This window comes from Solibacillus faecavium (genome assembly GCF_014836905.1).
Taxonomy (GTDB): domain Bacteria; phylum Bacillota; class Bacilli; order Bacillales_A; family Planococcaceae; genus Solibacillus; species Solibacillus faecavium.
In genome coordinates, this window is the sequence record NZ_JACSPZ010000002.1 from 344,071 (window position 1) to 370,280 (window position 26,210).

23 protein-coding genes and 1 other annotated feature are annotated in these 26,210 nt (G+C 38.3%); of the genes, 3 read left to right on the forward strand and 20 right to left on the reverse strand.

Going from position 1 to position 26,210, the window contains the following annotated elements:
- The first annotated feature begins 59 nt into the window (after positions 1–59).
- Together H9635_RS05175 and H9635_RS05180 are read left to right on the forward strand one after the other, a co-directional pair.
- Positions 60–632 carry a YdcF family protein gene (locus H9635_RS05175; RefSeq protein ID WP_191699082.1) on the forward strand — a complete coding sequence of 191 codons (573 nt, stop codon included), beginning with the start codon at positions 60–62 and terminating at the stop codon, positions 630–632.
- 60 nt (positions 633–692) lie between these two features.
- Entirely contained in the window at positions 693–1,688 is a 996-nt protein-coding gene (locus H9635_RS05180) for an LLM class flavin-dependent oxidoreductase (RefSeq protein WP_191699083.1), read from the forward strand.
- Between the two features lie 48 nt (positions 1,689–1,736).
- Here the strand turns inward: H9635_RS05180 and H9635_RS05185 are convergent, their stop codons facing one another.
- Positions 1,737–3,326 (reverse strand): 2-isopropylmalate synthase, encoded by a 1,590-nt coding sequence (locus H9635_RS05185; protein WP_191699084.1) that lies wholly within the window; start codon positions 3,324–3,326, stop codon positions 1,737–1,739.
- Positions 3,327–3,409: 83 nt separating this feature from the next.
- Positions 3,410–3,641: a binding site (T-box leader), on the reverse strand.
- A gap of 69 nt (positions 3,642–3,710) precedes the next feature.
- Positions 3,711–4,694 (reverse strand): GMP reductase, encoded by a 984-nt coding sequence (guaC, locus tag H9635_RS05190; RefSeq protein ID WP_191699085.1) that lies wholly within the window; start codon positions 4,692–4,694, stop codon positions 3,711–3,713.
- Between the two features lie 349 nt (positions 4,695–5,043).
- Here guaC and H9635_RS05195 point away from each other — a divergent pair, with 349 nt between their 5' ends.
- Complete coding sequence (locus H9635_RS05195) at positions 5,044–5,823, forward strand: SAM-dependent methyltransferase (protein ID WP_191699086.1); 780 nt, start codon at positions 5,044–5,046, stop codon at positions 5,821–5,823.
- 280 nt (positions 5,824–6,103) lie between these two features.
- Here the strand turns inward: H9635_RS05195 and H9635_RS05200 are convergent, their stop codons facing one another.
- The 18 genes from H9635_RS05200 to H9635_RS05285 form a co-directional block, all read right to left on the reverse strand.
- Positions 6,104–6,829, reverse strand: coding sequence for an SIR2 family NAD-dependent protein deacylase (locus H9635_RS05200; RefSeq protein ID WP_191699087.1), 726 nt, complete (start codon positions 6,827–6,829; stop codon positions 6,104–6,106).
- On the reverse strand, positions 6,826–7,728 hold the full coding sequence (locus tag H9635_RS05205; RefSeq protein ID WP_191699088.1) for an acetamidase/formamidase family protein: 903 nt from the start codon (positions 7,726–7,728) through the stop codon (positions 6,826–6,828). Before H9635_RS05205 ends, H9635_RS05200 begins: the two co-directional genes overlap by 4 nt.
- A gap of 108 nt (positions 7,729–7,836) precedes the next feature.
- A complete protein-coding gene (locus H9635_RS05210; protein ID WP_191699089.1) occupies positions 7,837–8,964 on the reverse strand; it encodes a M20 family metallopeptidase in 1,128 nt (375 codons plus the stop codon).
- Positions 8,965–9,018: 54 nt separating this feature from the next.
- Positions 9,019–9,930, reverse strand: a complete 912-nt coding sequence (locus H9635_RS05215) for a DMT family transporter (protein ID WP_191699090.1) — start codon at positions 9,928–9,930, stop codon at positions 9,019–9,021.
- 74 nt (positions 9,931–10,004) lie between these two features.
- On the reverse strand, positions 10,005–10,301 hold the full coding sequence (locus H9635_RS05220; protein WP_191699091.1) for a cytosine deaminase: 297 nt from the start codon (positions 10,299–10,301) through the stop codon (positions 10,005–10,007).
- Between the two features lie 218 nt (positions 10,302–10,519).
- Positions 10,520–10,900: a hypothetical protein gene (locus tag H9635_RS05225; protein WP_191699092.1), complete on the reverse strand. Its 381-nt coding sequence runs from the start codon at positions 10,898–10,900 to the stop codon at positions 10,520–10,522.
- Between the two features lie 10 nt (positions 10,901–10,910).
- Positions 10,911–11,840 carry an alpha/beta hydrolase gene (locus H9635_RS05230; RefSeq protein ID WP_191699093.1) on the reverse strand — a complete coding sequence of 310 codons (930 nt, stop codon included), beginning with the start codon at positions 11,838–11,840 and terminating at the stop codon, positions 10,911–10,913.
- 145 nt (positions 11,841–11,985) lie between these two features.
- Positions 11,986–13,137: a toxic anion resistance protein gene (locus H9635_RS05235; protein ID WP_191699094.1), complete on the reverse strand. Its 1,152-nt coding sequence runs from the start codon at positions 13,135–13,137 to the stop codon at positions 11,986–11,988.
- A gap of 276 nt (positions 13,138–13,413) precedes the next feature.
- Positions 13,414–15,033, reverse strand: a complete 1,620-nt coding sequence (locus H9635_RS05240) for an MFS transporter (RefSeq protein WP_339216447.1) — start codon at positions 15,031–15,033, stop codon at positions 13,414–13,416.
- An 80-nt stretch (positions 15,034–15,113) separates the two neighbouring features.
- Positions 15,114–16,079 (reverse strand): ABC transporter ATP-binding protein, encoded by a 966-nt coding sequence (locus H9635_RS05245; protein WP_191699096.1) that lies wholly within the window; start codon positions 16,077–16,079, stop codon positions 15,114–15,116.
- Positions 16,080–16,240: 161 nt separating this feature from the next.
- Positions 16,241–17,164 (reverse strand): S66 peptidase family protein, encoded by a 924-nt coding sequence (locus H9635_RS05250; protein ID WP_191699097.1) that lies wholly within the window; start codon positions 17,162–17,164, stop codon positions 16,241–16,243.
- A gap of 116 nt (positions 17,165–17,280) precedes the next feature.
- Positions 17,281–18,927 (reverse strand): peptide ABC transporter substrate-binding protein, encoded by a 1,647-nt coding sequence (locus tag H9635_RS05255; protein WP_191699098.1) that lies wholly within the window; start codon positions 18,925–18,927, stop codon positions 17,281–17,283.
- A gap of 75 nt (positions 18,928–19,002) precedes the next feature.
- The gene (locus tag H9635_RS05260) at positions 19,003–19,995 is read right to left on the reverse strand and encodes an ABC transporter ATP-binding protein (RefSeq protein ID WP_404828842.1); all 993 of its coding nucleotides are present in this window, start codon (positions 19,993–19,995) and stop codon (positions 19,003–19,005) included.
- Positions 19,996–20,058: 63 nt separating this feature from the next.
- A complete protein-coding gene (locus H9635_RS05265) occupies positions 20,059–20,988 on the reverse strand; it encodes an ABC transporter permease (RefSeq protein WP_191699099.1) in 930 nt (309 codons plus the stop codon).
- On the reverse strand, positions 20,988–21,923 hold the full coding sequence (locus tag H9635_RS05270) for an ABC transporter permease (RefSeq protein WP_191699100.1): 936 nt from the start codon (positions 21,921–21,923) through the stop codon (positions 20,988–20,990). The genes H9635_RS05265 and H9635_RS05270 overlap by 1 nt, the downstream gene beginning before the upstream one ends.
- Positions 21,924–22,282: 359 nt before the next feature.
- Positions 22,283–23,656, reverse strand: a complete 1,374-nt coding sequence (gene argH, locus H9635_RS05275) for an argininosuccinate lyase (protein WP_191699101.1) — start codon at positions 23,654–23,656, stop codon at positions 22,283–22,285.
- A 149-nt stretch (positions 23,657–23,805) separates the two neighbouring features.
- Positions 23,806–25,017 (reverse strand): argininosuccinate synthase, encoded by a 1,212-nt coding sequence (locus tag H9635_RS05280; protein WP_191699102.1) that lies wholly within the window; start codon positions 25,015–25,017, stop codon positions 23,806–23,808.
- Between the two features lie 443 nt (positions 25,018–25,460).
- Positions 25,461–26,207: an SDR family NAD(P)-dependent oxidoreductase gene (locus H9635_RS05285; protein ID WP_191699103.1), complete on the reverse strand. Its 747-nt coding sequence runs from the start codon at positions 26,205–26,207 to the stop codon at positions 25,461–25,463.
- Between the last annotated feature and the right edge of the window lie 3 nt (positions 26,208–26,210).

Genomic DNA, 26,210 nt, shown 5'->3' on the forward strand with positions numbered 1-26,210 from the left:
TAAAATATTGAAACATTCCCCCTTTAGACGTCGTATTATACATAAAAGGGGGGATTTTTTTGAAAAGAGTCATTTTTGCACTTTTAATCATTATTTTAATATTAATACTCATTTATTTCTGGCTTGGTAAGGAAATGGATGCAGTACTAAAAAACGAGGCAGACGGTACCAATGAGTATGTCGTAATATTAGGCGCAAAAGTTAAACCCGGTGGTATCCCTTCCCTCTCTTTAAAAAACCGGTTGGATGTGGCATTGGACTATTTACGAAAACATCCTTCTGTTAAAGCAATTGTTACAGGGGGTCAAGGTGCAGATGAAGATCGAACCGAAGCATCTGTCATGGCCGCTTATTTAATAGAACACGGTATTGATCAAAATAGAATTATGCTGGAAGATCAGTCCACCTCTACCTACGAAAACTTATTATTTGCTAAAGAACTATTGCCTGAAGACGTAACAAACATTACGATCATCTCCAATGATTTCCACTTAAAACGAGCTGTCATACTTGCAAATAAAGTTGGCCTGCAAGCGGATGTTTTGGCAGCGCCTACGCCTAAATCAGTCAACACTAAATCTCGTATACGGGAGCGTTTAGCATTAATAAAAGCTTATGTAAAAGGTCAATAATTTTACATTCCGACTCTATTTCGTTATCGTAAATAGTAACGAATAGTAGAGGTGAACTAAATGAAACTTAGTATATTAGATCAAGTACCTATATCAAAAGGGATGTCTTCCACAGAAGCCCTAGCAAATGCCGTAAAACTTGCTCAGCTTGGCGATGAGCTAGGCTATGAGCGAATTTGGTTTGCTGAACATCACAATACAACATCGCTTGCAAGTTCTGCTCCTGAGGTAACAGCTGCATATGTGGCTGCCAAAACAGATCGTATTCGCGTTGGAACAGGCGGCATTATGATGATGCATTATTCACCTTTTAAGGTGGCAGAAGTGTTTAAAACATTGGCTGCTTTAGCTCCTGGCCGAATTGATTTTGGTGCAGGACGCGCACCTGGTGGGGATATGCCTGCTATGACTGCTCTTGCTAGCGGACGGAGACCAGATGTGACGGAGCAATATGATAAGCTTGAAATTATTTTACGCTTAATGAATGAACAACGGACTGGTGAAGCCATTTACGATAATGTTGTCGCCGTTCCATTTAAAGTAGAGCTTCCTCAAGGTTGGCTGCTCGGCTCCAGCGGACAAAGTGCAAGACAGGCCGGTGAAGCAGGAGTTGGCTATTCTTTTGCCCAGTTTTTCAATGGACAAATGTCTAAGTCTATTTTTGATGCTTATCGAAATAGTTTCCAACCTTCATATTTTATGGAGCAGCCGAAAATTATTACGACATATGCGGTAAGTGTTGCCGAAACAACAGAAGAAGCAGAATACTTATCGATGCCTATGCAAATTACGCGATTGAATTTAATGCGTGGTAAGCTTCTGAATGTACTGTCTCCTGAAGAAGCGAATGACTACCCATTAACGGAAATGGACAAAATGATTTTACAGCAAAACCGTCCGCTTATGTTAATCGGGTCAGCGAAGGAAGTTGTCAACCAGATGAAAGAGGAGCAGGAGTACTTCGGCTTTGATGAAGCGATGATTAACTGTAATCTCTATACAATTGACCAACGATTAAACAGCTATCGTCTATTGGCGGAAGAGCTTAATAAATAAAAAAAAGTGCTAACAACGTCGTGAATTTGAACGTTGTTAGCATTTTTTTTATACCGTCGCGATTGTCATTACAGGCTGCGGTGCTATTTTTGCTACGATGATACTATTAATCGCATTAATATAGGCTAATGCTGAGGCTTTTAGTATATCGGTATCTGCCGCTTTAGCAATGTATTTTTCATCATTGTGTTCGACAATGATTTTTACTTTTCCTAAAGCCTCCTGTCCACGGGAAACGGAGCTGATATTGTATTCAATAAGCTTTACTTTAATCCCTGTGACATCTGCGATTGCAGAGTACAGTGCATCAACCGGTCCTGAACCTACTGCGCTTGATTTAAATACATCTTCCCCACGGCGGATTTTTACGCTGGCAGATGGGAATGTCGAATTTGAAATAATCTGCAGATCTTCAATATCATAAAATTGATCTGAGAATGTTTCTTTACTTGGATTATTCTTTTCCGATTTCTCATAGTAATTTTCAACAATGACATATAAATCATGATCATACACTTCTTTTTTCGAGTCAGCCAGCTTTAGGAAATCAGCAAAAACCCCTTCAAATTCTTCGTCAGTAAAATCATTAAATCCTAATTTTGAAAGTGAATTTTTAACAGCATGACGTCCTGATCTTGCTGTTAATATTAATTCCATATCTTCCAGCCCAACATCTTCCGGATGCACGATTTCATACGCATCACGGGATTTTAACAGCCCATCCTGGTGAATACCGGAAGAATGTGCAAATGCATTGTCTCCCGTAATTGCTTTGTTTACTTGCACATCAAGACCCATAAAGCTTGAAACTAGACGCGAAGTATTCATAATTTCTTTCGTATTAATATCGGTAAATACATCATAAACATCCCCGCGCGTTTTAATGGCCATTACGACTTCTTCCAGTGCCGCATTACCTGCGCGTTCCCCAATACCATTCATCGTTACTTCCACTTTATCCGCACCATTTTTAATAGCCGCTAATGTATTGGCTGTAGCCATCCCAAGGTCATTATGACAGTGAACAGAAAGCAATACCGAGTCGTCTAAATTTTTCATGCGGTAATTTAATTTCGCAATCATTTCACCCCATTGTTCCGGCTCTGCATAACCGACTGTATCGGGAACATTAATCATCGTCGCCCCAGCTTTCATGACGGCTTCAATCGTCTTCCAAAGGTATTCAAAATCCGAACGCGAAGCATCTTCTGTCGAATATTGAACTTGTGGTAAAAGTGTTTTCGCATATTTTACTGCATCTATTCCTATTTGCAGAATTTGATCTTTTGATTTACTGAATTTTTTTTCTACGTGAATATCCGATGTGCCAAGTACCATATGAATCATCGGATTATGTGCATATTTTACCGCATTATAAACTGAATCAATATCATCTTTTACAGCTCGTGCCAATGCCGTAATCATGATGTCTGAACTGTTTCCTACTTTTTTTGCAACTGCCTGCACTGCATCAAAATCTCCTTGTGAAGATGCAGGGAAACCGGCTTCAATAATATCAACACCAAGCTTTTTTAATTGCTGGGCAATCTCAACTTTTTCATATAAATTCAGTTTCGCCCCAGGCACTTGCTCGCCATCACGTAATGTCGTATCAAAAACCCAAATTTTTCTACTCATTTTCATTTCCCCTTTTCATCTTATATTCATTTCAATGCAACAAACAGGAGCTCAAAATAAAAAACCCCGCCTCTATCCACTACGATAGAGACGAGGTTGAACTCGCGGTACCACTCTAAATTGAACGCTCATTGCTGAAACGTTCCACTTAACGACAATTGATGTCTAGTCTTTTAACGGAGACTGCCGACTTCCCTACTTATTTTCAGGTCGTAGCTCATGGACGAGTTCAATAGTTGTATCTGCCAGTTTCCACCACACACTGGCTCTCTATAAGTATACAGGCTATTTACTATTTCCATTCATTGCTTAACTATTGTCTTGAAATGTAGTTTATCGACAATTTCCAAAGAAGTCAATAGTTATCTGAAAATTTAATTAATATTAAATGCGGTCGCCATTAAAAATAGAGTTTTTAACGACTGCATAATCAACTGTACGAATTGCGGCCAATGTTTTCCCACCTGAATAAGAGATGGAAGACTGCAGATCCTGCTCCATTTCTATTAATGTATCGAAAATAGACCCTTTAGAATCAACATACATTTTCTTGCCTTCTACATTTTTGCGCTCGCCTTTTTGGAACTCCGATGCAGAACCGAAATATTCTTTCATTTGCTTGCCATCAATTTCAACCGTTTGACCTGGTGATTCCTCGTGACCTGCAAACAGTGAACCAATCATAACCATTGATGCACCGAAACGTATCGATTTTGCAATATCACCATGTGTACGAATTCCGCCGTCAGCAATAATCGGTTTCGTAGCTGCTTTTGAACACCAACGAAGTGCAGCTAATTGCCAGCCACCTGTACCAAATCCTGTTTTAATCTTTGTAATACAAACTTTACCTGGTCCAATACCTACCTTAGTTGCATCCGCACCTGCATTTTCAAGCTCACGAACAGCTTCAGGCGTCCCAACATTTCCAGCAATAACAAAGCTATTCGGTAAATGCTTCTTAATATGACCGATCATTTCGATTACTTGATTTGAATGACCGTGAGCAATATCAATCGTAATATATTCTGGTACAAGCTGGGCATCTTTCAATTCTTCAATAAATATATATTCTTCATCTTTTACACCAACTGAAATCGAAGCAATATAGCCCTGCTTCTGCATGCGGCGAACAAATTCTGCACGCTTTTCCGGTTGGAAGCGGTGCATTATGTAAAAATAACCTTCAGCAGCAAGCTTCTCAGCTAATGATTCATCAATAATCGTCTGCATATTTGCAGGTACAACTGGAATTTTAAATGTATGGTTTCCTAATGTAATAGCAGTATCACACTCTGTACGACTTTTTACTATACACTTTGCAGGTATTAATTGAATATCCTCATAATCGAAAACTGTATCTACCATTTTCAACACTCCTAAACACGAACGTTTTTATTTGTTTTTACATAATCATTCGTCATTTGTTACTTTACAAAAAAATGAAAGCGATGTCAACTAAAAACGAATTATTTTTTAATGTTTATCAGAATTGTTCGGTTTTATATATTTTTTTCAATATTTTTTTACTTTCTTCAAATAAACATTGCTCCAATAGACAGGAAAATGATTTAATGAACAGAGGAAAAGGAGTCGATGAATTGATGGTAGTCAAGTTTATGAAAGTTAAGGTAGTTCAATATTGAGCTTTCAACTTATAGCTCAATATCATTAAAGATAATTGGAGCTGAAAAAATTGGAACATATACTAAACTGCATGAAAATTATTGGAGACGATACAATTCAACGGACGCAATTAACACATCGTCTTGAACTTGTACGAACTTTTCAATTGGAAAAAGGTATGAGGATATTAGAAATCGGATGTGGTCAAGGGGATACAACCGTTGTACTTGCTGATGCTGTTGGACCTGCCGGGCAAGTTACAGCCATTGATATTGCAACTAAAGAATACGGTGCTCCTATTACATTAGGGGAAGCATCGGAAACAATTGCAAATTCTCCATTAGGGCAAATTATTGATTTTCATTACGAAACGGATTTTTTACAGTTTCCTATTGAAGAACCCTTTGATGTCGTAGTGTTATCCCATTGTTCTTGGTATTTTCAAAATGCAGAACTATTGGAAGATTACATGCAGAAAATACGGGCTGTAGCAAAACGAGTATGCTTTGCAGAGTGGGACATTGATTATACATTGCCAAGTCAGCGGGCACATTTCTGCGCTGCAAATATTTTGGCATTATATACAGCGTTTATTGAAGATGATGGCAATATCCAGAATCTATTTCATAAATCACATATTAAAAAAATACTGGAAAATACAGGGTTTACGATTACGAATGAACAGTTGATTGATGCTAGCTACTTGCAAGATGGTCAATGGGAAGTGGATTATAGCAATTACCTACTCAATGAATTCCCGCAAGTTCCTGCAAAAATTCAAACATTAGTAGAAAGCTTTGCCTACTTAATGAATGAGCAACAAGAAGCTGTATTATCATTAAATAGCTTTGTATTATGTGCAGATGCTTAATCTAATTTATAACAAAAAAATATAGAGACTGGGACTAAAACCACCTCAATATTAAAAGCTGTTCATATTTTTCTTATCGTAAAATATGAACGGCTCTATTTTTGTGTCTACTTTGAATACGTTGTTCTCCGTTACGGCGGACGCTTTCCTGGGGGTACGGGTCGAGCCTGTAGTCTCTCCCACGTACTTATCCCCTAGGAGTCGCCGCCTTCACTACAAACAACTAATTTTCCCTTCATTATCAATTAAATCTATAAAATAATTATATCAACTCTCTATTTTACCCCTTCGAATAACCTTCCAATGCTTCATCCAATTCCGCCAAAATTTCTCCCGCTGTACCTTCAAGCACTAAATCAAACTGTCCACTGTCTGAGGATTGATCCAAGTTAATATACACAAGCCTTCCTTTAGCCATCTGCGGTAACTGATTAACAGGGTATACTTCTAAGCTTGTCCCGATTACAATGACTAGGTCGGCATTTTGAATTTCGTTTAATGAGCGATTCCATGCCTCCATCGGCAATGTTTCCCCAAACAATACAACATTCGGGCGCAATTTACCTGAGCAATACGTGCAAATCGCATTATTTAAAAACTGCTCTTTAGCATGTGGCTTGTTGCACTTCTGGCAACGTGCCGTCATAATATTTCCGTGCAGTTCCGCTACTTTTTTACTCCCCGCTTGCTGATGGAGCTGGTCCACATTTTGTGTAGCGATGAGTGAAATTAGACCGCGCTTTTCTAAATCGGCTAAAATATGGTGTCCTTTATGCGGGGCACATTTTTTCAACGCCTGAATTCTCATTTGATAAAATTCCCGGAACATTGCGTAATTTTTTAGCAGACTGTCTGTTGTAGCAACTGTACGAGGATCAATATTTTGCCACCAGCCCGATTGCGAACGAAAATCCGGAATACCCGACTCCGTAGACATTCCTGCTCCAGTGAGCACAACCGTTGTTTTCGATTGCTTCATCCACTGCGCTAATAATTCAACCGTCATAGCCATTCCTCGCTGTTAAGCGCTGTTAAATAGCGGATAGGTAACTCCATACGAGCCGTTTTATTTGGATCCACAATTTGACTGATTTTTAAATTGCCTGCTAATGATAGTAAATGGATCGCTTCATCTTTTTTCAACGAAGTATAGGTTAAGACAGTCTTTACCATATTTTTTGTTGCATCGACTGTTGCTTCATCCAATGTAGGCTTCGATGCGATTGTCGATAAATGCCCGTCCCGAATTAAAAATGGTGTCGGAACTGGACAGTTTTTTAACACACGCACACGGACCGTTACTTCTGCCGGTACTTCTCCACCACAAACCGACACTTCTCCATCTCCCATCGCCGCATGGCAGTCTCCAAGAGCTAACAATGCCCCCTCTACATTGACAGGTAAATACAGTGTCGTACCTTCCGTAATAGCGGTCGTATCCATATTCCCACCATGTAAATCAGGAATACCGCAACTGATTGCTTCGCCAATAGGTGCTGTACCGATCACACCAATCATTTTGTTTAAAGGTATCTCTATGTTTTCCGAAAATTGAATTAGATTATTCTGAATTTTCGCCCGTTTAATCGATATTTCCGTTAGCTCATCACCTAAAACACCGAGCTCCGGACCCGTCATTAATGTAACGGTATCACCGATATCGATTTTTTCGATGAACACCTCCAGCACATCACCAGGCTTTGCGCCTTCTACATAGACGGGGCCTGTTGCGGGATTAATTTGATTCCAATCGAGTTTACTGACCGGCTGTTTTTCACTTTGGATTTGATTTGTAAAGCAGTCATATGTTTCAAACACAATTCGGTCTCCACTGTTAACACTAGCAGCTGCCGTATTGTTTTTATCCATTGCATAAATTGCCTGTTCTTTTTTTATATAATGCATGAATACCCTCCTTTACTCGTATAAAAAAAGCAAAAGCTTATCGTTTATAAACTTTTGCATCTATTCATAGCTTATCAAATCCACTTATTACATACTACAGATTTCCAATTATTCGTTTACTACTTCAAGTAAAGTGTTTGTTAACAATGCAAACCGTTCAACAATCTGATCCTTTAAAATGTGTTCATGCTCTGCGTGAATGCCGTCTCCAACAAGTCCAAGACCATCCAGAGTTGGGGTGTGAATAGATGTGAAATTCCCATCGCTGGCACCACCAACTTCTGCGTCTTCCACTTCAAATCCAAGCTCCTCTGCCTCGCCTTGCGCAATTTCAAAAAGCTCTTCACTTTCCTCATCCCGTTCCATTGGCGGACGGTTAATGCCCCCGTCGATGTCAATCTTTGTCCGGCTATTAAATGGCTTTAATTTTTCAAAATAATCATCTATTCGCTCTTGTTCGGTTTTTGTACCAGATCGAACATCCACTCCAAGATGTGCTTCATCTGGAATGACATTTAATTTCCCTCCACCTTGCACCATGCCGACATTTAATGTCGTTCCTTTTTCAAAATCATTTAAAGCCTCAATATTTAAAATTTGGCGTGCCGCTTCAGTAATGGCACTTACCCCATCACGAGGGTTGTTCCCGGCATGTGATGCAAGACCTTTAATGTTCAGTAAATATCTTGATGTTCCTTTACGTGCAATTTTTAACTCACCGGACACTGTAACTGCAGGCTCTAGAATAAATGCTGCGACAGACTTTTTTGCTTCCTCTTCAATTAAAGCTCTTGAAGTAGGGCTCCCAATTTCTTCATCACTATTCAGGAAAAATACGACACGACGCTTTAACGGAAGATTCATTTGTTGAACATATTTAAAAAACCAAATCGCACTTACTAAGCCTGATTTCATATCCAAAATCCCAGGTCCGAAAATTTTATTTTCTTCCTCACGATATGGTAAGGCTCCAGCATCCCATACCGTATCATAATGACCAATCATTAAAATTTGCTCTGTCCCTTCGCCCATTTCAAAGCGCAAATGATTCCCATTATGCTCCATTGCAAATTCAGTGGCTTTCCGATGAAAATAATCAAAAAATATCGATTGAATCACTTCCTTGCAAATATCCAAAAGCTCTTTATTTTGAGAGGGTGAATCAGCCAATACTAAGCGTTTAATATCATCCTTAATATCCTGTTCGTGCAGGCTAAAATAGTCCTTCGCTTCCATAAATACACCTCACATTTCCTTCCCTATACCCAAAAATGCCTAAGCGCTATACACTTAGACATTCGTGGAATTTGATTTTTTTGTCCCTGCAATGGATAAATAGGTAATAAATAGGAGCATCAATAAAATTCCAAAATACTGCCACTTATATAAAATAGAGCCAAGCCAGACAACGGAAATAGCCATCGTTGTTAAAGGTTCGAAACTGGATAAAATACTCGTTTCTACAGGCGTTATGTATTTTAGACTTGTTAAAAATAAAATATAGGCTAACGATCCAAAAATACTCATGGCAATAATCAGTAAGACGAGATTAGGATCCAATAATAAAACCCATTCATCACTTTTCCAAAGCTTTGCCTTTACGGTAAAAATTAGACCGCTCACTATCATTCCCCATCCAATAATGACAATAACGCCAACTTCAGCCATTAACCTCGCTGGATATAGTGTATAAAATGCATAAGTAAAACCTAAAAACAAGCCCCATATGAGCGCTTCCCCACTAACGAGCAAACTCGACACAGATCCGTTAGTAAGCAGTAAGAATAAGCCAAATAATGTACCCGCTATGCCGATTACCTGGCTACGTGCAGGAAGTGCTTTAAATATAATTGAGGTATACACAATAATGAAAATTGGGGCTAAAAATTGTAGCAACGTAGCAATAATCGCATTGCTCACTTCAATGGATTTGACGAAAGTATATTGTAGCCCCGCCATGCCTACTATACTGAAAATGATTAGCTGTGTTGACCAGTATTTACTTTTCCATATCGAAAAAATTGATTTTTTTTGCAAAGCTATGATACTTAAGATAAAAATGCCGGCTATTATTAACCGAATGGCCAGCATAAAATCAGCAGTCATGGCCGTTTCATCCAGCATCCATTCCATCATCGGACCTGTTGCTCCCCAAAACATTGATCCGAAAATAATCATAGCTATGCCTTTCAATCGTTCCAAAATAAAACCTTCTTTCCTTAAACCTTGCATAAGGAAATTTTATCATTATAAAAGTTATATGAATATAAGAATTATTATTTAATTAGCTCAATCCAGCCGCTTTCCTTGATTGTTACTCGGGGTGAATAGTATTTTGGGGGTTCATAGGAAAATACAGTTTTTTCATAATCATCTTTTACGACAAATACATTTAAAAATTGTATTTCATTTATCAATTTCCGAATATGCATCTTATCCGCTAACTCGGTTTTTTCGTTTAATAAAATTAGCAGTTCATTTTTTATACTTAATACGTCCCTCTCATTCGCTCTACGTATAACACTTTTTGGCATTTTTAGAAACTCGTCAATTTTCATTAAGTTTAATTCCATTTTCGTCTTCCTTTCCATCAAACCAATACTTACAGTTCTTTAAAATTTAGCAGTTCCACTTCTTACAGTATTGAGTATTTTATTATGTTATTTACCCAATTTCACCAAATTAACCCCTTATTAATCAAGTTCAGAAAATTAAAAAAGGGGTATGTCAAAGTTTCAAAAACCTTTCACATACCCTACGACAATTGAATAGTTACTTCATATCGTATCTATTAACTTTTAAAAATATATTTTTCAAAAATAATATGAATTCCACAAAATAAAGCAGCTCCGATTGCACCGATGATGGAGTAAAGGAACAGATCGGCTCCTTCAAAAAGATAAAGCGCATACGGCATGGAAAAAGCAGCTCCGACAACGATATAACTGAACCATTTCATTTTTAGTGAGCGGATAAACTTTTCAAAAACGAATGATGTCATTACACCAATGAGCAAAAACATCGGTGCACTTAACACGATAAAAGTAAGTAGTAGCGTACTAAATGATAACTTATTTTCTGCAGCTGTCATAAAATTGACAATCGTTAATGCAAAGCTGAATAAAAATGTTGTGATGAGTGCAACGGTAAATTTGCGACTTAAAGCTTGCACAGTATTCCCCCTATAAATCATTCAAAAAGGCTTCTATATGCTGAATTGTACTTTCAATTTCTTCATGAAAAACATGATTTTGTGTGAAATAGCTATGAACAATTCCTTCCATGACAATACTTTTCGTAGGTGTTCCCATTTCCGATAACTTTTCACCAAATAGTAGCGCTTCATCACGAAGAACATCATATTCAGCAGCCATAATTAAAGTCGGAGGAAAATTCGAAAACTCCTTTAATCGTAATGGTGCAGCCAGTGGATTTTGGGCATCATGAATGGTTGATATGTAATGACGGCTAAACCATTTCATCACATCTTTATCAAGACCAAATCCTTTCTCAAACAGTTTATAGGAGTTCGAATGAAAGCTCAAGTCAGTAACGGGATATAATAAAATTTGTGATTGGATAGGAGGAAGCTCGCCGTATTGGACAGCTAATTGACAAACAGCAATTGCTAAATTCCCCCCGGCACTATCCCCTGCCACCGAGATTTTCTGCGGATTGCCATTTAAAGATTCAGCATGCTGTACTGCCCATAAATAACTATCAAATGCATCATTAACTGGTATCGGGAATGGATGCTCAGGTGCTAATCGATATTCTATTGAAACGACAATGTGCCCGGTCGAAAAAGCTAAACGGGAACAACTTTCATGACACGTATCCAAGTCATTTAAAACCCATCCGCCGCCATGATAATACAAGATTATATTAAACGGTCCTTTTCCGTGTGGTGTATAAATACGTATGCCAATTTTTTCACCATCACGCATCGTTATGGAACGATCTTCAATTTTGGCTACATCGGCAAGTTGCACTTCTCTTTTTGGCAAATTCGCGCGCATTTCCCTTGCCTCTTTATACGTCATCGATGCTAAAGACGGTAATTCCTTCAGATGATTCAAATATTGTTTCGTATGTTCGTATAAAGCATTCATTTTCCCCATCCCCTTAAATACTTTTTATTCCTATAAGTTTACTATGTTATAAGAATAATCTAATTTCTAATATTTTGCAAATGGTGGCGATAAAAAAATCGGTTACTCTGCATGAAAGCAAAATAACCGATTTGTAAATGCACTACTAAATATTTTTTAACTTTTCATATTCAAGTTGCAGCTGCTCGATACGTTTGCGGCCTTCTTCACGATTACGAACAGTTTCTGCTTGAATTTGCTTCGTTTCTTCAATTCCTGCAATAATCGTACGCCATGTTGTTTCGATTGTTTCAACTTTAATGCTCGGGCTTCCGGCTTGTCTGGCAATGTTCACTGAATTTTGACGAACATTTTCCGCATTTCGAACGAGCATTTCGTTTGTACGGCGGTCTAATTCAGCCATCGAATCGGATACAAGCTTTTGGCGCTGCATTGTCACAGCATGGATAAGCCCTTGCTTAAAAATTGGAATCGTTGTGACGAACGCCGAGTTGATCTTACCGATAAGGTGATTGTTCCCTTGTTGCATAAGACGAATTTGCGGAGCTGATTGGAACGATACTTGCTGTGCCATTTCCAAATCATAGCCGCGCTGCTCTAATAGCTCTATACCGCGCGTAACTGTTTCTAACTCCATAATGGCTTCATGATCCCCTGCATCCGCTTTAGCCGATAAAGCAGGCACTTGCTGGCGTAAATCATTGACTTTAATATCAATAGCAGCAATATGCTCACTTAAAGAATGGAAATAATTCAGGTTTTCATCATACATTTGCTCAAGCTGAATCGTATTGCGCTTCATTTCAACTTCGTATTTTTGAATTTCGTTGTAGACAACATCCACTTCTTTATTCATCGTATCGTATTTCGATAGAATGCGTTCTAGTTGCTCTTTACTTTTTGAAAACAGTTTTTTTAGGAAGCCTTTTTTCTGTTCTTCCTGGAAATCCTGCGGGTCAAAGCGGTCCATAATTTTATTTAAATTATTCAGTAATGTCGTTGATTTTTCTAAATTACTTTGTTTAATCGTTGCAAGCATACGGTCCGAAAACTTAGAAATACCCTGTGCTGTTTCTTTCCCGAATTCCAACACTGCAATTTGATTTTTTACATCAATTTTTTGAGCTAGCTGTTGAACTTGCGGCTGTTGCTTTAAATGCTCCTGACGCTGGCGGATTTGTGAAAGCTCCTGTTCGGATACAAGCTGTTTTTGCGGTTGTTCAACTAAATCCGTTGTTTGCGTTGTGTCCTGCTGTGTACGCTTGTTTAAATCTTCAAATAATGGATTTTCGTTCATCATTAATTCCCCCGTTCTATGTACTATTAGTATTTACGTCAAAACAAGTGAAAAGTTTCATCCTCTTACTGGTAATTATAACTGAAACGAACTTTTATTATCTATAATATAGCAGCGATTTTAGCACCCCTACTTAAAATGACGAAAAAAATGCCCTTTTATACAAAAAGGACATTTTTTCAAGTCTACTATTGGGGGAGAGACTTCACACCCATACAGGCTTTGCATGAGTCTATAATTAAATTACCCCAAAGTCATTAATGTAAACCCATTATTTTAAAGTTGTAAAGATTTATTTCGTATCGGCTTTAAAATTAGACCCGTTACAAAAATACATATTGCAATGACAACGGCCGAATAAAACAGCCCACTATAACCGCTCTGCGCAGCCATTGTAGTCACTTCATTCACTGAGTTTAAAACCGCATTTTTTAAATTTGGATCCTGAATATTTTGTACAATGCCCATCATCTGCTGTTCAGAAAACTCTGCACCACCTGCAAACTGGCTGCCAATTTGCGCAAGTTCGGCTGTCGCTTCCTCGGTTAAATTAGCATCTTGAACATTATTTTGTAAAATCGACTGGAAATCGGATTTAAATATTGCTGGGGTTTCACTAAACCCACGGGCAATGAAGCCTGCATAAATCGTTGGAGCAATCGTCATCCCAATTGTTCGGATTAATGATAACGATGCCAGTGCAGTCCCCTTATTTGTTTGCAATTTCTCAGTCGCCAAAATATTTAAAGGTGCACCTAATAGAACCCCCATACCTACACCGCCTATGATCGATGCAATGACAAACTGCCACTTTGCATCAATCCATGCCGGGAACAGGAAGAACCCTATTGCGGCAACAATTCCTGAAAATAATACAGCTAAAATCGGACCGCGTTTATCGACTAATATACCTCCAACTGCCGCTCCAATACCTGCTGCTATTGCGAGTGGTGTCATCCAATAACCGGCATGCTCGGATTTAATGCCCATAACCTGCTCTGAGAATGCGGGAATGAAGATCATCGCAGCAAGCATTGCTCCTGATAAAAGCCCAAGTAATAATGTTAGTAAATACGTTGGCTGACGCATTAATGACACCGGTAATATCGGGTCGCCACCTTTTCGTTCCAAACGGGTTTCATAGAAATAAAGAATAATTAATAAAATAATTCCAGCTAATAAAAACGGATATACGTCTGTCGCCAATAACGATTTAAAGAAATTAAGCCCTGTAATATTTGTTAGCCCGTACATGATTCCTAAAATAGCAATCGATAATAATACAGTTCCAGTCATATCGAGTTTCCCTGGAGTTGGATCTTTTATTTCCTCCAACTTGGTCATTCCCATAAATACGAGGAAAATGGCAATCGGAACATTGATTAAAAATAACCAGTGCCAGCTGCCTGTTAAATCCAAAATAACACTTCCGATATTCGGTCCTAAAACGGCAGCAATACCATTCATTCCTCCAAGCATACCGAGTGCTTTCCCCTGTTTTTCAGCAGGCAATGTACTAACAACATAAGAGGTACCGATAATGAAAATACCACCGCCGCCCATAGCCTGAATAAATCGGGCAATTAAATAAAAAGTAAAGTTAGGACTAAGCGCTACAAGTAACGAACCGAGACCAAATAGTGCAATCTCCACGATAAATAACTTTTTCCGACCGTAACGATCTGAAAGCTTACCTACAATTGGTACACTAATTGCCAAGCCGAGTGTATATAGCGTTACCCCCCATGCTCCCCAGTTTGCTTCCACATTGAAAGACTGATTAATTGTCGTTAAAGCCGCACTAATTATTCCATTATCAAGTGCGGCCATAAAGACGCCTATGGCAAACAGTGTGATTGCCCAGGTTTGAGATGATTTAGAATTGGTCACTTTCATTTTCCTTTCTTGTTAAGATGACTAATATTATAGCTCAAAAAAAACCTACTTTCTAAAAAAAATTAAAGTAGGTTGAAAATCTAATTTGAATATAAATGACAAGCAACAAAATGCCCTTTTTCATACTCTTTCAATTGAGGTACTTGCTGAGAACAATGTGGCATTGCCTTTGGACAACGCGAATGGAACACACACCCTGTTGGTGGATTAATCGGACTCGGAATTTCACCTTCCAGTATAATACGCTTTCTGGATTCTTCAATATCCGGATCTGGTATTGGAATGGCAGATAATAAGGCTTCCGTATATGGATGAAGCGGCTTTTCATAAAGCGCCTCACTCGTTGTCAGTTCAACCATATTCCCTAAATACATTACTGCAATACGGCTTGAAATATACTTAACCATCGATAAATCATGTGCGATAAACAAATAGGTAAGCCCTTTTTCTTTTTGTAATTTTTGCAAAAGCATAACAACTGAAGCTTGAACAGAAACATCAAGTGCTGAAATCGGCTCATCTGCAATGATAAAATCAGGATCTAGCGCTAAAGCCCGCGCGATACCGATACGCTGTCTTTGCCCTCCTGAAAACTCGTGCGGGTAGCGGTTTGCATGATCTCTATTTAACCCCACACTTTCTAATAGTTCTATGACTCTATTACGTAATTGTGCTTTATCTTTATATATACCATGTACTTCTAAAGGTTCAGAAATAATTTCTAAAACGGTCGAACGTGGATTTAATGAAGCATATGGGTCTTGGAAAATCATTTGCATACTTCGAATGATTGCCTCTTTTTCTTCACCCTTTGCGGTATGCACATTTTTCCCTTTAAATACGACTTCGCCTTCAGTTGCATTATACAACCCCATAATCGTACGCCCTGCTGTTGATTTGCCGCAACCTGATTCACCAACTAAACCGAAAGTTTCCCCTTTAAATATATCAAATGAAATACCGTCTACTGCTTTTAACGTTGTACCTTTACCTAAATCAAAATGGCGTTTTAGATTTTGAACAGATAATAGTTTTTCTTGCTGCATTATATAGCCCCCTTGATATAGTGTCTAATCTATATTATTTCTTTGTTTATATGATGAACCAACAATTTTTTAAACATCATTTACTCTTTGTTAAAGTAGGTATGTTGTGCCACTTTAAAGCGATTAATTCGGGTGACTGTTCAAGATTGATAATGTACCCTTTATTGCACCCCCGGCATAATACGTAAAGTCTTTTCCTTTGTATTTAATGTGGCTTCTACACCTAATGGAATGGCAAAGTGTGGTTGACAATGGCCTATTTTAAAGCCCTTCATAACGGGATATGGCTTTCTATAGAAGTAATCATCAAATACTTCATCCAGCGTTAATGTAGGTTTATCACCTGTTGACGCAGCATCGGCAAAGTCGCCAATGACAACACCCGCGAGATGATCCAATTTCTTCGCGTGACGTAACTGATTCAGCATACAATCAACACGGTAAGGCTCTTCGCCAATATCTTCAATAAATAATAGTTTTCCTGTAGTATCAATCTCAAATGCTGTACCAAGTGAATTTGTTAATAATGAAAGATTTCCACCGACAATTTCAGCAGTGGCTATACCTTCACTAAGAATATGTAGCTGACTGATTGATTCCTCGTATACAAGCTCTGTTGGCTCAAATAACTGCTCAAACATTTTCGCGGATAATGGTGCAAAATCCTCCCCTGCCACATCAGAAGCAAGCATTGGTCCATGAAATGTTACTATGTTATTTTTTTGACCGATTGCTGTATGTAAAAAAGTAATATCCGAATAGCCCCATAAAATTTTCGGGTTATTATTCAATAATTCAAAGTCGATTTTGTCGGTTATACGTGCCGCACCATAACCGCCTCGAGCACAAATAATACCAGCAATATCAGGATCCGAAAACATTGTATGTAAATCGCTTAGACGTTCTTCATCCGATCCTGCTAAATAACCCCATCTTTTGTCGCAATTTTCACCGAGTTTATAGTTCAGCCCTAGACTTTCCAAAAAGGGCAGTGCTTTTTCTAACTGACCATCACGATAAGGTCCTGAAGGTGAAATAATGCCAACTGTATCCCCTTTTTTCAGCCGTTTTGGTTTTTGTCTCATTTATTATTTCCCCTTTCGTATTTTCACACATAAATGAATGCCATTCATTCACTTATGTGTAAAAACAAGATTCCTATAAAGGAATCGCGACGCCGTTATGACGTCGCAATTTCATATTACTTTTTGTCTGCATATTTCAGTTCAATAGAACCTACTGCTGGACGAACGATATCTGTTACATTTGATTTTTGTAGTACAGAACCGTTATAGAAGTAAAGTGGTACTAATGGTGCGTCTTCAATTAAGATTTTTTCTGCATCTAATAAATAGTTCCAACGAGTTTGTGCATCAACTTCAGCACGTGCTTTTTTGATTAGCTCGTCGAATTGTGGATTTTTCCATCCAGTTCTGTTCATTGCATCATTATCAGATGTAAAGTTTTCTAAAGCATTAATCGGGTCTGCGTAGTCATGACCAAAAGTAGAACGTGAGAATTGCAGATTTAATGCAACCTGCTCTTCACGGAATACTGCCCACTCCGAATTTTGAATCGTTACGTCGACACCTAACACTTGTTTTAACTGGCTTTGCATTGTTTCAGCGACTGATTTCAATACATCACTCGTGTTATATGAAAGCTCAACAGCAGGTAAAGTATCCCAGCCTTCTTCAGCCATACCTTCTTCTAATAATTGTTTTGCTTTATCAGCATCAAAGCCAATTAAAGAACCTTGAGTTTCACGGAAATCTTTACCGTCTGGACCTTTAAAGCCATAAGCAACAAAGCCATCAGCTACTTTATTTCCTGTTTTTACTACATAGTCTACGATTTCCTGTGCATTAATAGCATAAGAGAATGCTTGACGGATTTTTTTGTTTGTAAATGGTTCTTTTGTTACGTTGAATCGGTAGAAATGTGTGCCGGCCATGTCATAGACAATAGCTTCCGGATCATCTAGTAATGTATCCGCTAAATTTGACGGAATTCCTGTTACATCTAACTCACCTGTTTGGTACATTTGGTAAGATGTATTCGTATCATTAACCATTGCCCATTCAACACGGTCCAGTTTAACGGAATCTTTATCCCAGTAAGTGTCGTTTTTAACGAATGTCATTTTTTCTTCATGGCTCCACGTCTCTAATTTGAATGGACCATTTCCTACAAATGTATCTGCATTAGCGAACCAGTCAGGTGTCGCTGTTGCTACTTTTTCATTTACAGGGAAGAAAGTAGGTAATGTAATCATTGCTAAGAAACCATCAAATGGTGAAATTAATTTCACTTCGAATGTCTTCTCATCAATAGCCTTAATGGCAACACCTGAAGCATCGCCAGTTCCTTCGTTGTAAGCTTGAGCACCTTCGATATACCCTGTTCCTAAGAAAGCAGAATAAGAAGCTGTTTCTGGATTTAACATATGTAACCATCCATAAACAAAGTCTCCTGCCGTTACAGGATCACCATTCGTCCACTCGGCATCACGTAATGTGAACGTGTACGTTAATCCATCTTCTGAAATCTCGTATTTTTCAGCCATTGCTTCCTTAGGCTCAAGATTTTTGTCCAGACGGACTAAACCTTCCATTAAGTTATTTAATGGATCCCAAGAAACGGAGTCAAATCCGATTGACGGGTCAAATGATGTTGGTTCATTTGCATTATTTAAATAAAGTACTTTTTCTTCATCAGTAGACTCCGTTTCAGCGTTTTCAGCTGGTTTTTCTTCGGAATCTTTGCTTTCTGTTTCTTCATTTGCTGTACATGCTACTAAAACAATTGTTAGTAATGACAATAGCAATAGCGATAACCATTTTTTCATTAAAATCCCCCTCTGTTTGTCTTTATCCTATTTTGTTGTGAAATGTTTATATAAAGCATTTTCATGCCATTCACCCTATTGTTTTACACGCGGATCCTGAAGCCAGCAGCTTACTTGATGAAATTCATTTATTGCCGTTGTATCAGGTTCAACTTTATTACACACAATCATTGCTTTTGGACATCTTGCTGCAAAAGCACATCCCGGTGGTGGTGCAAATAAATCAGGGGGTGTGCCATCAATTGGCTTAAGCTCCTCTTCCATTAAATCAAGGCGAGGTACCGAATTTAATAATCCTTGTGTATATGGATGTTGAGGGTTATAAAAAATATCTCGTTTCGTACCAATTTCAATCACTTGACCTGCATACATAACCGCAATTCGGTCAGCAATTTTTGCTACAACACCAAGATCATGTGTAATTAAAATGATCGAAACACCAGTACGCTGCTGGATCTCAGCAAATAGTTCTAATATTTGGGCTTGAATGGTTACATCAAGTGCAGTTGTAGGTTCATCTGCTATTAGCAGTTCCGGTTCGCAAATTAAGGCGATCGCAATTACGATACGCTGTCGCATCCCACCTGAAAACTGATGGGGATATTGTTTTAACCGATCTTCCGGATTAGATAGCCCTACTAAATTCAGCATTTCAATTGCCTTTTTCTTTACATCGGCGGAGCTTATCTTTTTATGTGTCTTTAAACCTTCTGTTAGCTGCTCGCCAATTGTTAATGTTGGATTCAAAGCGGTCATCGGGTCTTGGAAAATCATTGAAATGTCTTTACCTTGAATTTCACGGAATTGCTTTTTTGTAAATGTCGATAAATCTTTATCTTTAAACATGATTTTCTCTGCTTTAACAGTACCGGGCGGATTTGGTATTAGGCCCATAATCGCATTCGACGTAACGCTTTTACCACAGCCGGATTCTCCAACGATCGCTAATGTTTCCCCTTTAAATAGCTGAAATGAAGCACCGCGTACGGCCTGAACTGATCCTCCGAATGTTTCAAATTCTACCTGTAAATTTTCGATAGTGAGAACTGCTTCCAGATCCTGTTCCATCACAATTGGATGGATATAAGTTTTTTCGGTCAGATTGTTGTCGATTGTTGCCTTCATGAATGTTTACCTCCTTAACTTTGGATCAAGAGCATCCTGTAATCCATCACCTAATGTGTTAAATGCAAACATCGTCAGTGAAATAAAAGCGGCTGGGAAAAATAATCTCCACCAATGCCCTGTTGAAATTACTGATAATGCATCGTTCGCCATTACTCCCCATGAAGCATAAGGAGCTGAAATTCCAAGTCCTAAAAAGCTTAAAAAGGCTTCAGCAAATATTGCGGTTGGAACAGTTAATGTCATTTGTACAATAATTGGTCCCATAGAGTTTGGCAGCAAATTTTTACGAATGATGCGCATCGTGCCAGCACCAAACGATTTAGAAGCTGTTACAAATTCATAATTTTTCAGCTGTAAAACCTGCCCCCGGACAATACGAGCCATTCCAATCCAGCCCGTAACCGTAAGTGCGATAATAATTGTGGTCATACCTGGACCCATAACGACCATTAATAAAATAACAACAATTAAATTCGGTAAGCCGTATAGTATTTCAACGAAACGCATCATAATTGAATCTGTTCGTCCGCCTTTATATCCAGCAATACCACCATAAATAACGCCAACTAAAAAGTCGATCGTCGCTGCAGCAATCCCAACAAACAATGAAATACGTGCGCCGTACCATGTTCTAGTAAATACATCACGTCCTAGCTCATCCGTTCCAAACCAATGTGTAGCGTTCGGCGCTAAATTTTGATTTGGTAAGTTAATATCCGTTACGGAGTGTGGTGAAATAATCGGGACTATGATGGCAAAGACCGATAATAAGAATAAAAAAACAAGACTAAATAATGCTAAATAATTTTTTCGTAAACGGCGCCATGCATCCGCCCAATAGGATAATGCAGGACGTACAACCTGTTCCTTGCTTTCCGCATCCTTTGGAGCAGGTGCAAACCATTCTTCTGGAATTACTTTTGTTTGTGCCATTATGCATCCCCCTCCTTTTTGTGTAACTTAATGCGGGGGTCTAAGAATCCATAAACAATATCTACTAAAAACAGCATAAACACTAAAAATGCACTGTAAAACACCGTTGTCCCCATGATGAGTGGATAATCTCGATTGTTAATACTTTCAACGAAATATTTCCCCATACCAGGAATTCCAAATATCTTCTCGATTACAAATGTACCAGTCAAAATTCCGGCTAACATTGTGCCTAAAATTGTAACAACTGGCATTAGTGCATTACGAAGTGCGTGTCTTACAACGATTCTCCAAGGTTTTAACCCTTTTGCACGTGCCATCTTAATATAATCCTGCGTTAATACTTCCAACATACTGGCACGAGTTAAACGTGCGATAATGGCCATTGGACCAGTCGCCAAAGCAAGTATAGGGAGCACCATATGTTTCGTACTTGACCAAGTCGCAGCAGGTAGCCAGCCCAAATTTACAGCGAATACCTGAATAAGTAGTGTTGCTAAAATAAAGTTCGGTAAAGATATACCAATTACCGCAATCGTCATCGCAGTATAATCTATGACTCCATTATGTCTAAGGGCAGCTATTGTCCCAAGAAGAATCCCGGAAATAAGCGCGACGATTATCGTAGCTATACCAAGTTCAAACGATATCGGAAAGCCTCGTTCCAATAATCCATTGACCGTTTCAGTCGGTTTTTTAATGGAAGGTCCGAAATCGAAAGTAATGATCCGTTCTAAATATGTAAAATACTGAATATAGAGTGGTTTATCTAAGTTATAATAGCTTTCTAAGTTTGCTTGAATTGTCGGGTTAGTTGTGCGATCTGAATCGAACGGTGAACCAGGTATTTGGAACATTAAGAAAAATGTTAGTGATGCAATTATCAATATTGTCATTATCATCATAATAAAACGCTTTACTATATAACCTAACATGTTAGCAGTGCCCCCCTTTTCTAAGTTAGCCTTTTTCTCTTTGTCTAATGAGTACACTATTCGAATGGCATGATTCTATTAAATTGTTAATAGATATGTTCTTATAACTCACTTTAAAAAGAGTATTTTATATTTCTGGTTATTACCCCTTTCAAATATATCGACTGAATTGTCTAAATATTTTTTATTTTATTACAATTTATCATATATACATTTATTTGAAAAGATAGAATTTTCTTTTTAATAATACTGATATAATTTCACTCTATTTGGTTGAAATCTCTTAATATATAGTAAAAAAATTAGAAATAAAAAAAGATGCTCTGTAATAACTATGATTACAGAGCGTCTTTTATGCATTATTTTAAGTGTGTTTTCGCAATTTCAATTTGATTTGCAACTTGCTCAAAGCCTGTGCCACCGAGGGAATTACGACGGCGTACTGCTGCTTCTGGAGCTAGCACTTCATAAATATCTTCATCTATTAAAGCGGATTCCTTTTGCATTTCAGTTAAAGGTAAATCTAATAGATAAATACCTTGTTGGATGCATGTAAATACTAGTTTCCCTGTTACTTCATGCGCTTCACGGAACGGCATTCCTTTTGTCGCTAAGTAATCAGCAAGCTCTGTCGCATTGGAGAAGTCTGAATGAACTGCACTATGAAGACGTGGTTTATTCACGACCATTGTGCGTACCATTCCTTCAAAGATTTTAAGAGAGCCAAGTACCGTTTCCATCGTATCAAACATGCCTTCTTTATCTTCCTGCATGTCTTTGTTATACGTTAATGGCGTGCCTTTTAAAACCGTTAAAAGACCTACTAAATTACCGAATGCACGGCCCGCTTTACCACGGATTAATTCTGCCATATCCGGGTTTTTCTTTTGAGGCATAATCGATGAACCTGTTGAAAATGCATCATCCAGTTCAATGAATTTAAATTCATCTGTCGACCAAATTATAATTTCCTCAGCAAAACGGGATAAGTGTGTCATTAATAATGCCGAATTTGATAAAAACTCCACGATGAAATCACGGTCACTTACCGCATCCATTGAGTTGGCATAAACTTGAGAAAAGCCTAGTAGTTCCGCTGATTTAAGCCGATCGATTGGGAAAGTTGTACCTGCCATCGCACCGGCACCTAATGGTAAAATATCAATGCGCTTCATCGATTCGATAAAGCGTTCTTTATCACGCTCTATTTGCCAGAAATATACCATTAAATGATGTGCAAAGCTTATTGGCTGTGCACGTTGTAAATGCGTATAACCTGGTGCAATTGTCTCGATATTGTCCTCTGCTTGCGCAATGATTGTTTTTTGGAAATTCTCTATTAACCCAACTACTTCAGGCACACGTTTCTTTAAGAATAAATGCATATCTGTTGCTACTTGATCATTTCGAGAACGTCCAGTATGTAGTTTTCCTCCTACTGGTCCGATTAAATCGATTAGCATTTTTTCCAAATTCAAATGAATATCTTCATTTGCAACTAAAAATTCCAACTCCCCAGCTTCCGCCTTAACCTTTAATTGCGCTAAGCCGTCTATAATTTTCGCTACATCTTCAGCTGGTAATATACTTTGTGCACCTAGCATTGTTACGTGTGCAACAGATCCTTCAATATCTTCCAATACTAATTGTTGATCAAAGCCAATTGATGCTCCGAATTCGTCGACCCAGCTTTCCGCTGATTTTTGGAAACGACCGCCCCATAATTTTGCCATAATGATTTCTCTCCTTATCCGTTTTGCCTCGGCAGCTTTGTGTCTGAAAGAGGCTTTAACTTCGATTAATGAGCATAACCGTACCTAATAATTGAAGTTAAAAGAAGAAGCGACTCGGGAACCGAATCGCTCACTTCACTATATTTTAATTATTTTACTGTTTGTTTCGTATTTTTTGCAATTTCAGAAGCAACAACAGTTGGCATACCCCATAGTTCGATGAAACCAACAGCTGATGCATGGTTGAACTTGTCATGCTTAGAATACGTAGCTAATTCTTCAGAGTATAAAGAATTTGCTGATTTACGGCCTTCTACAATCGCATGGCCTTTGTATAATTTCACACGTACTGTACCGTTTACATACTTTTGCGTTTCTTTTAAGAATGCTTCTAATGCAGTACGGATCGGGTTGAACCAAAGACCGTTATAGATGATCTCAGATAATTTATGCTCAATGATTGGTTTGAAATGTGCAAGCTCTTTCACTAATGTGATATCTTCCAATTCTTTATGCGCAGTAAGTAACACTTTCGCCCCTGGAATTTCGTATACTTCACGAGATTTAATACCAACTAAACGGTTTTCAACGTGGTCGATACGGCCAACACCATGTTTACCTGCTACTTTATTCAATTCTTCAATTAAATCTGCAAGTTTCATTTCATTACCATTAATAGAAACTGGTTTACCTTCAACGAACTCGATTTCCACATATTCAGCAGTATCCGGTGCATTTTCTACTGATACTGTTAAGCCATATGCTTCTTCAGGTGGTGCTACCCAAGGATCTTCCATTACGCCAGCTTCGTTCGCACGGCCCCATAAGTTTTGGTCGATTGAGAATGGTGAATCGATTGTTGCCGGGATTGGCACACCGTGTTTTGCAGCGTATTCGATTTCCTCATCACGGCTCCAGCCCCACTCACGTACAGGTGCTAACACTTCTAAATCAGGATTTAACGCTTTAATTGATACTTCAAAACGAACTTGGTCGTTCCCTTTACCTGTGCAACCGTGTGCAACAGCATCAGCGTTTGTTTCGTTTGCAATTTCAACTAATTTTTTTGAAATTAATGGACGAGATAATGCAGATACTAATGGATACTTTTGCTCGTACCATGTATGCCCTTGTAATGAGATAAGTGCATATTCTTCCGCAAATTCGTCTTTTGCATCGATCATATATGATTCAATGGCACCTACTTGAAGTGCCTTGTTTTTAATAAATTCAAGGTCTTTTCCTTCACCCACATCTAGACATACTGCAATTACGTCCCAACCTTGTTCTTTTAACCATGGAATTGCTACTGATGTATCAAGACCACCTGAATATGCTAATACGACTTTCTTATTTGCCATGTTAATTGCCCCCAAATGATGTATGTTTATACAATGTAATAAAAGTTTATACACGAATAGTACCATGTTATAAAAATAAACGCAACTGCATTTATATAAAATTTTAGAGTTTTTTGTACTATCTAAAAACATTTATTTTGATGGTTTCAGTACTTACTCGTTTTTGCATAAAAATGCTAATATTTGCATGGATTTAAAAATTGGCTAGAAAACGAAAAACCAATTTTCTCTGTGAAAAAATTGGTTTTTCTGCTCTACCAGAATTGATTTCCGTTACGGGGACGCTTTCCACGGGCGTGGCCTGAGCCTGTAGTCTCAGGCTCACGCTATTCCCGTTGGAGTCGCCCCTTCACTCCAATCAATTCATATACTTTCTGTTTTATAATAAAGGTTATTCCGTTATACCATGAAATCTATATATAATAAGTTCCTCAATATCTTCCTTATTTCTTATTAAAGAATCCTTTTCCTAAAAACTCGACGAGGACAGGTGCGACTGCGTATAGTTTACTTGTCACACTCATAATACGAGGTAAGTTCACTTCACGTGGCTTCTTTTCGATTGCACGCATTACTTCGGTTGCAACTTTTTCCGGTTGGATTAAAAACTTTCCGATAGCTTCACGGTAAACGTTTGATGCATCCGCTTTTTGCAGGAAAGGCGTATCAATCGGACCAGGGTAAATTCCCGTAACAAAGATGTTGTGATCGCTAAGCTCTAATCGAAGTCCATTCACAAAACCTGTGACGGCATGTTTACTCGCTGCATAAACACTCGCTTTTTTTGTTGCGACCTTCCCTGCCTGTGAACCAACGAATATAAAATGCCCTCCGTTTTTTTCGATCATTGCAGGAGCCAGTCTTTTCGTTAAATAAATTGGCGCACGAACATTTACATCTAGCATTGTATCGACTTCCTGATCGGATAAATTAACCGCGCTCTCAAAATAGCCGAGTCCCGCATTTAATATCGCGACATCAATTGGCGGTAATTGAGATACGACATCCTCTATATCAGAAGTTACTCGTAAATCCGCTTTAATAGCAATGGCACCAATACTTTTTAAATAGTTCAATGCACTTTCATTTCGTCCGGTTGCATACACTGTATGCCCCGCCTTTACAAGCATTTCCGTTGTAATCCGTCCGATGCCGCTTGTAGCACCCGTTATAAAGATAGTTTTTCTCATAAT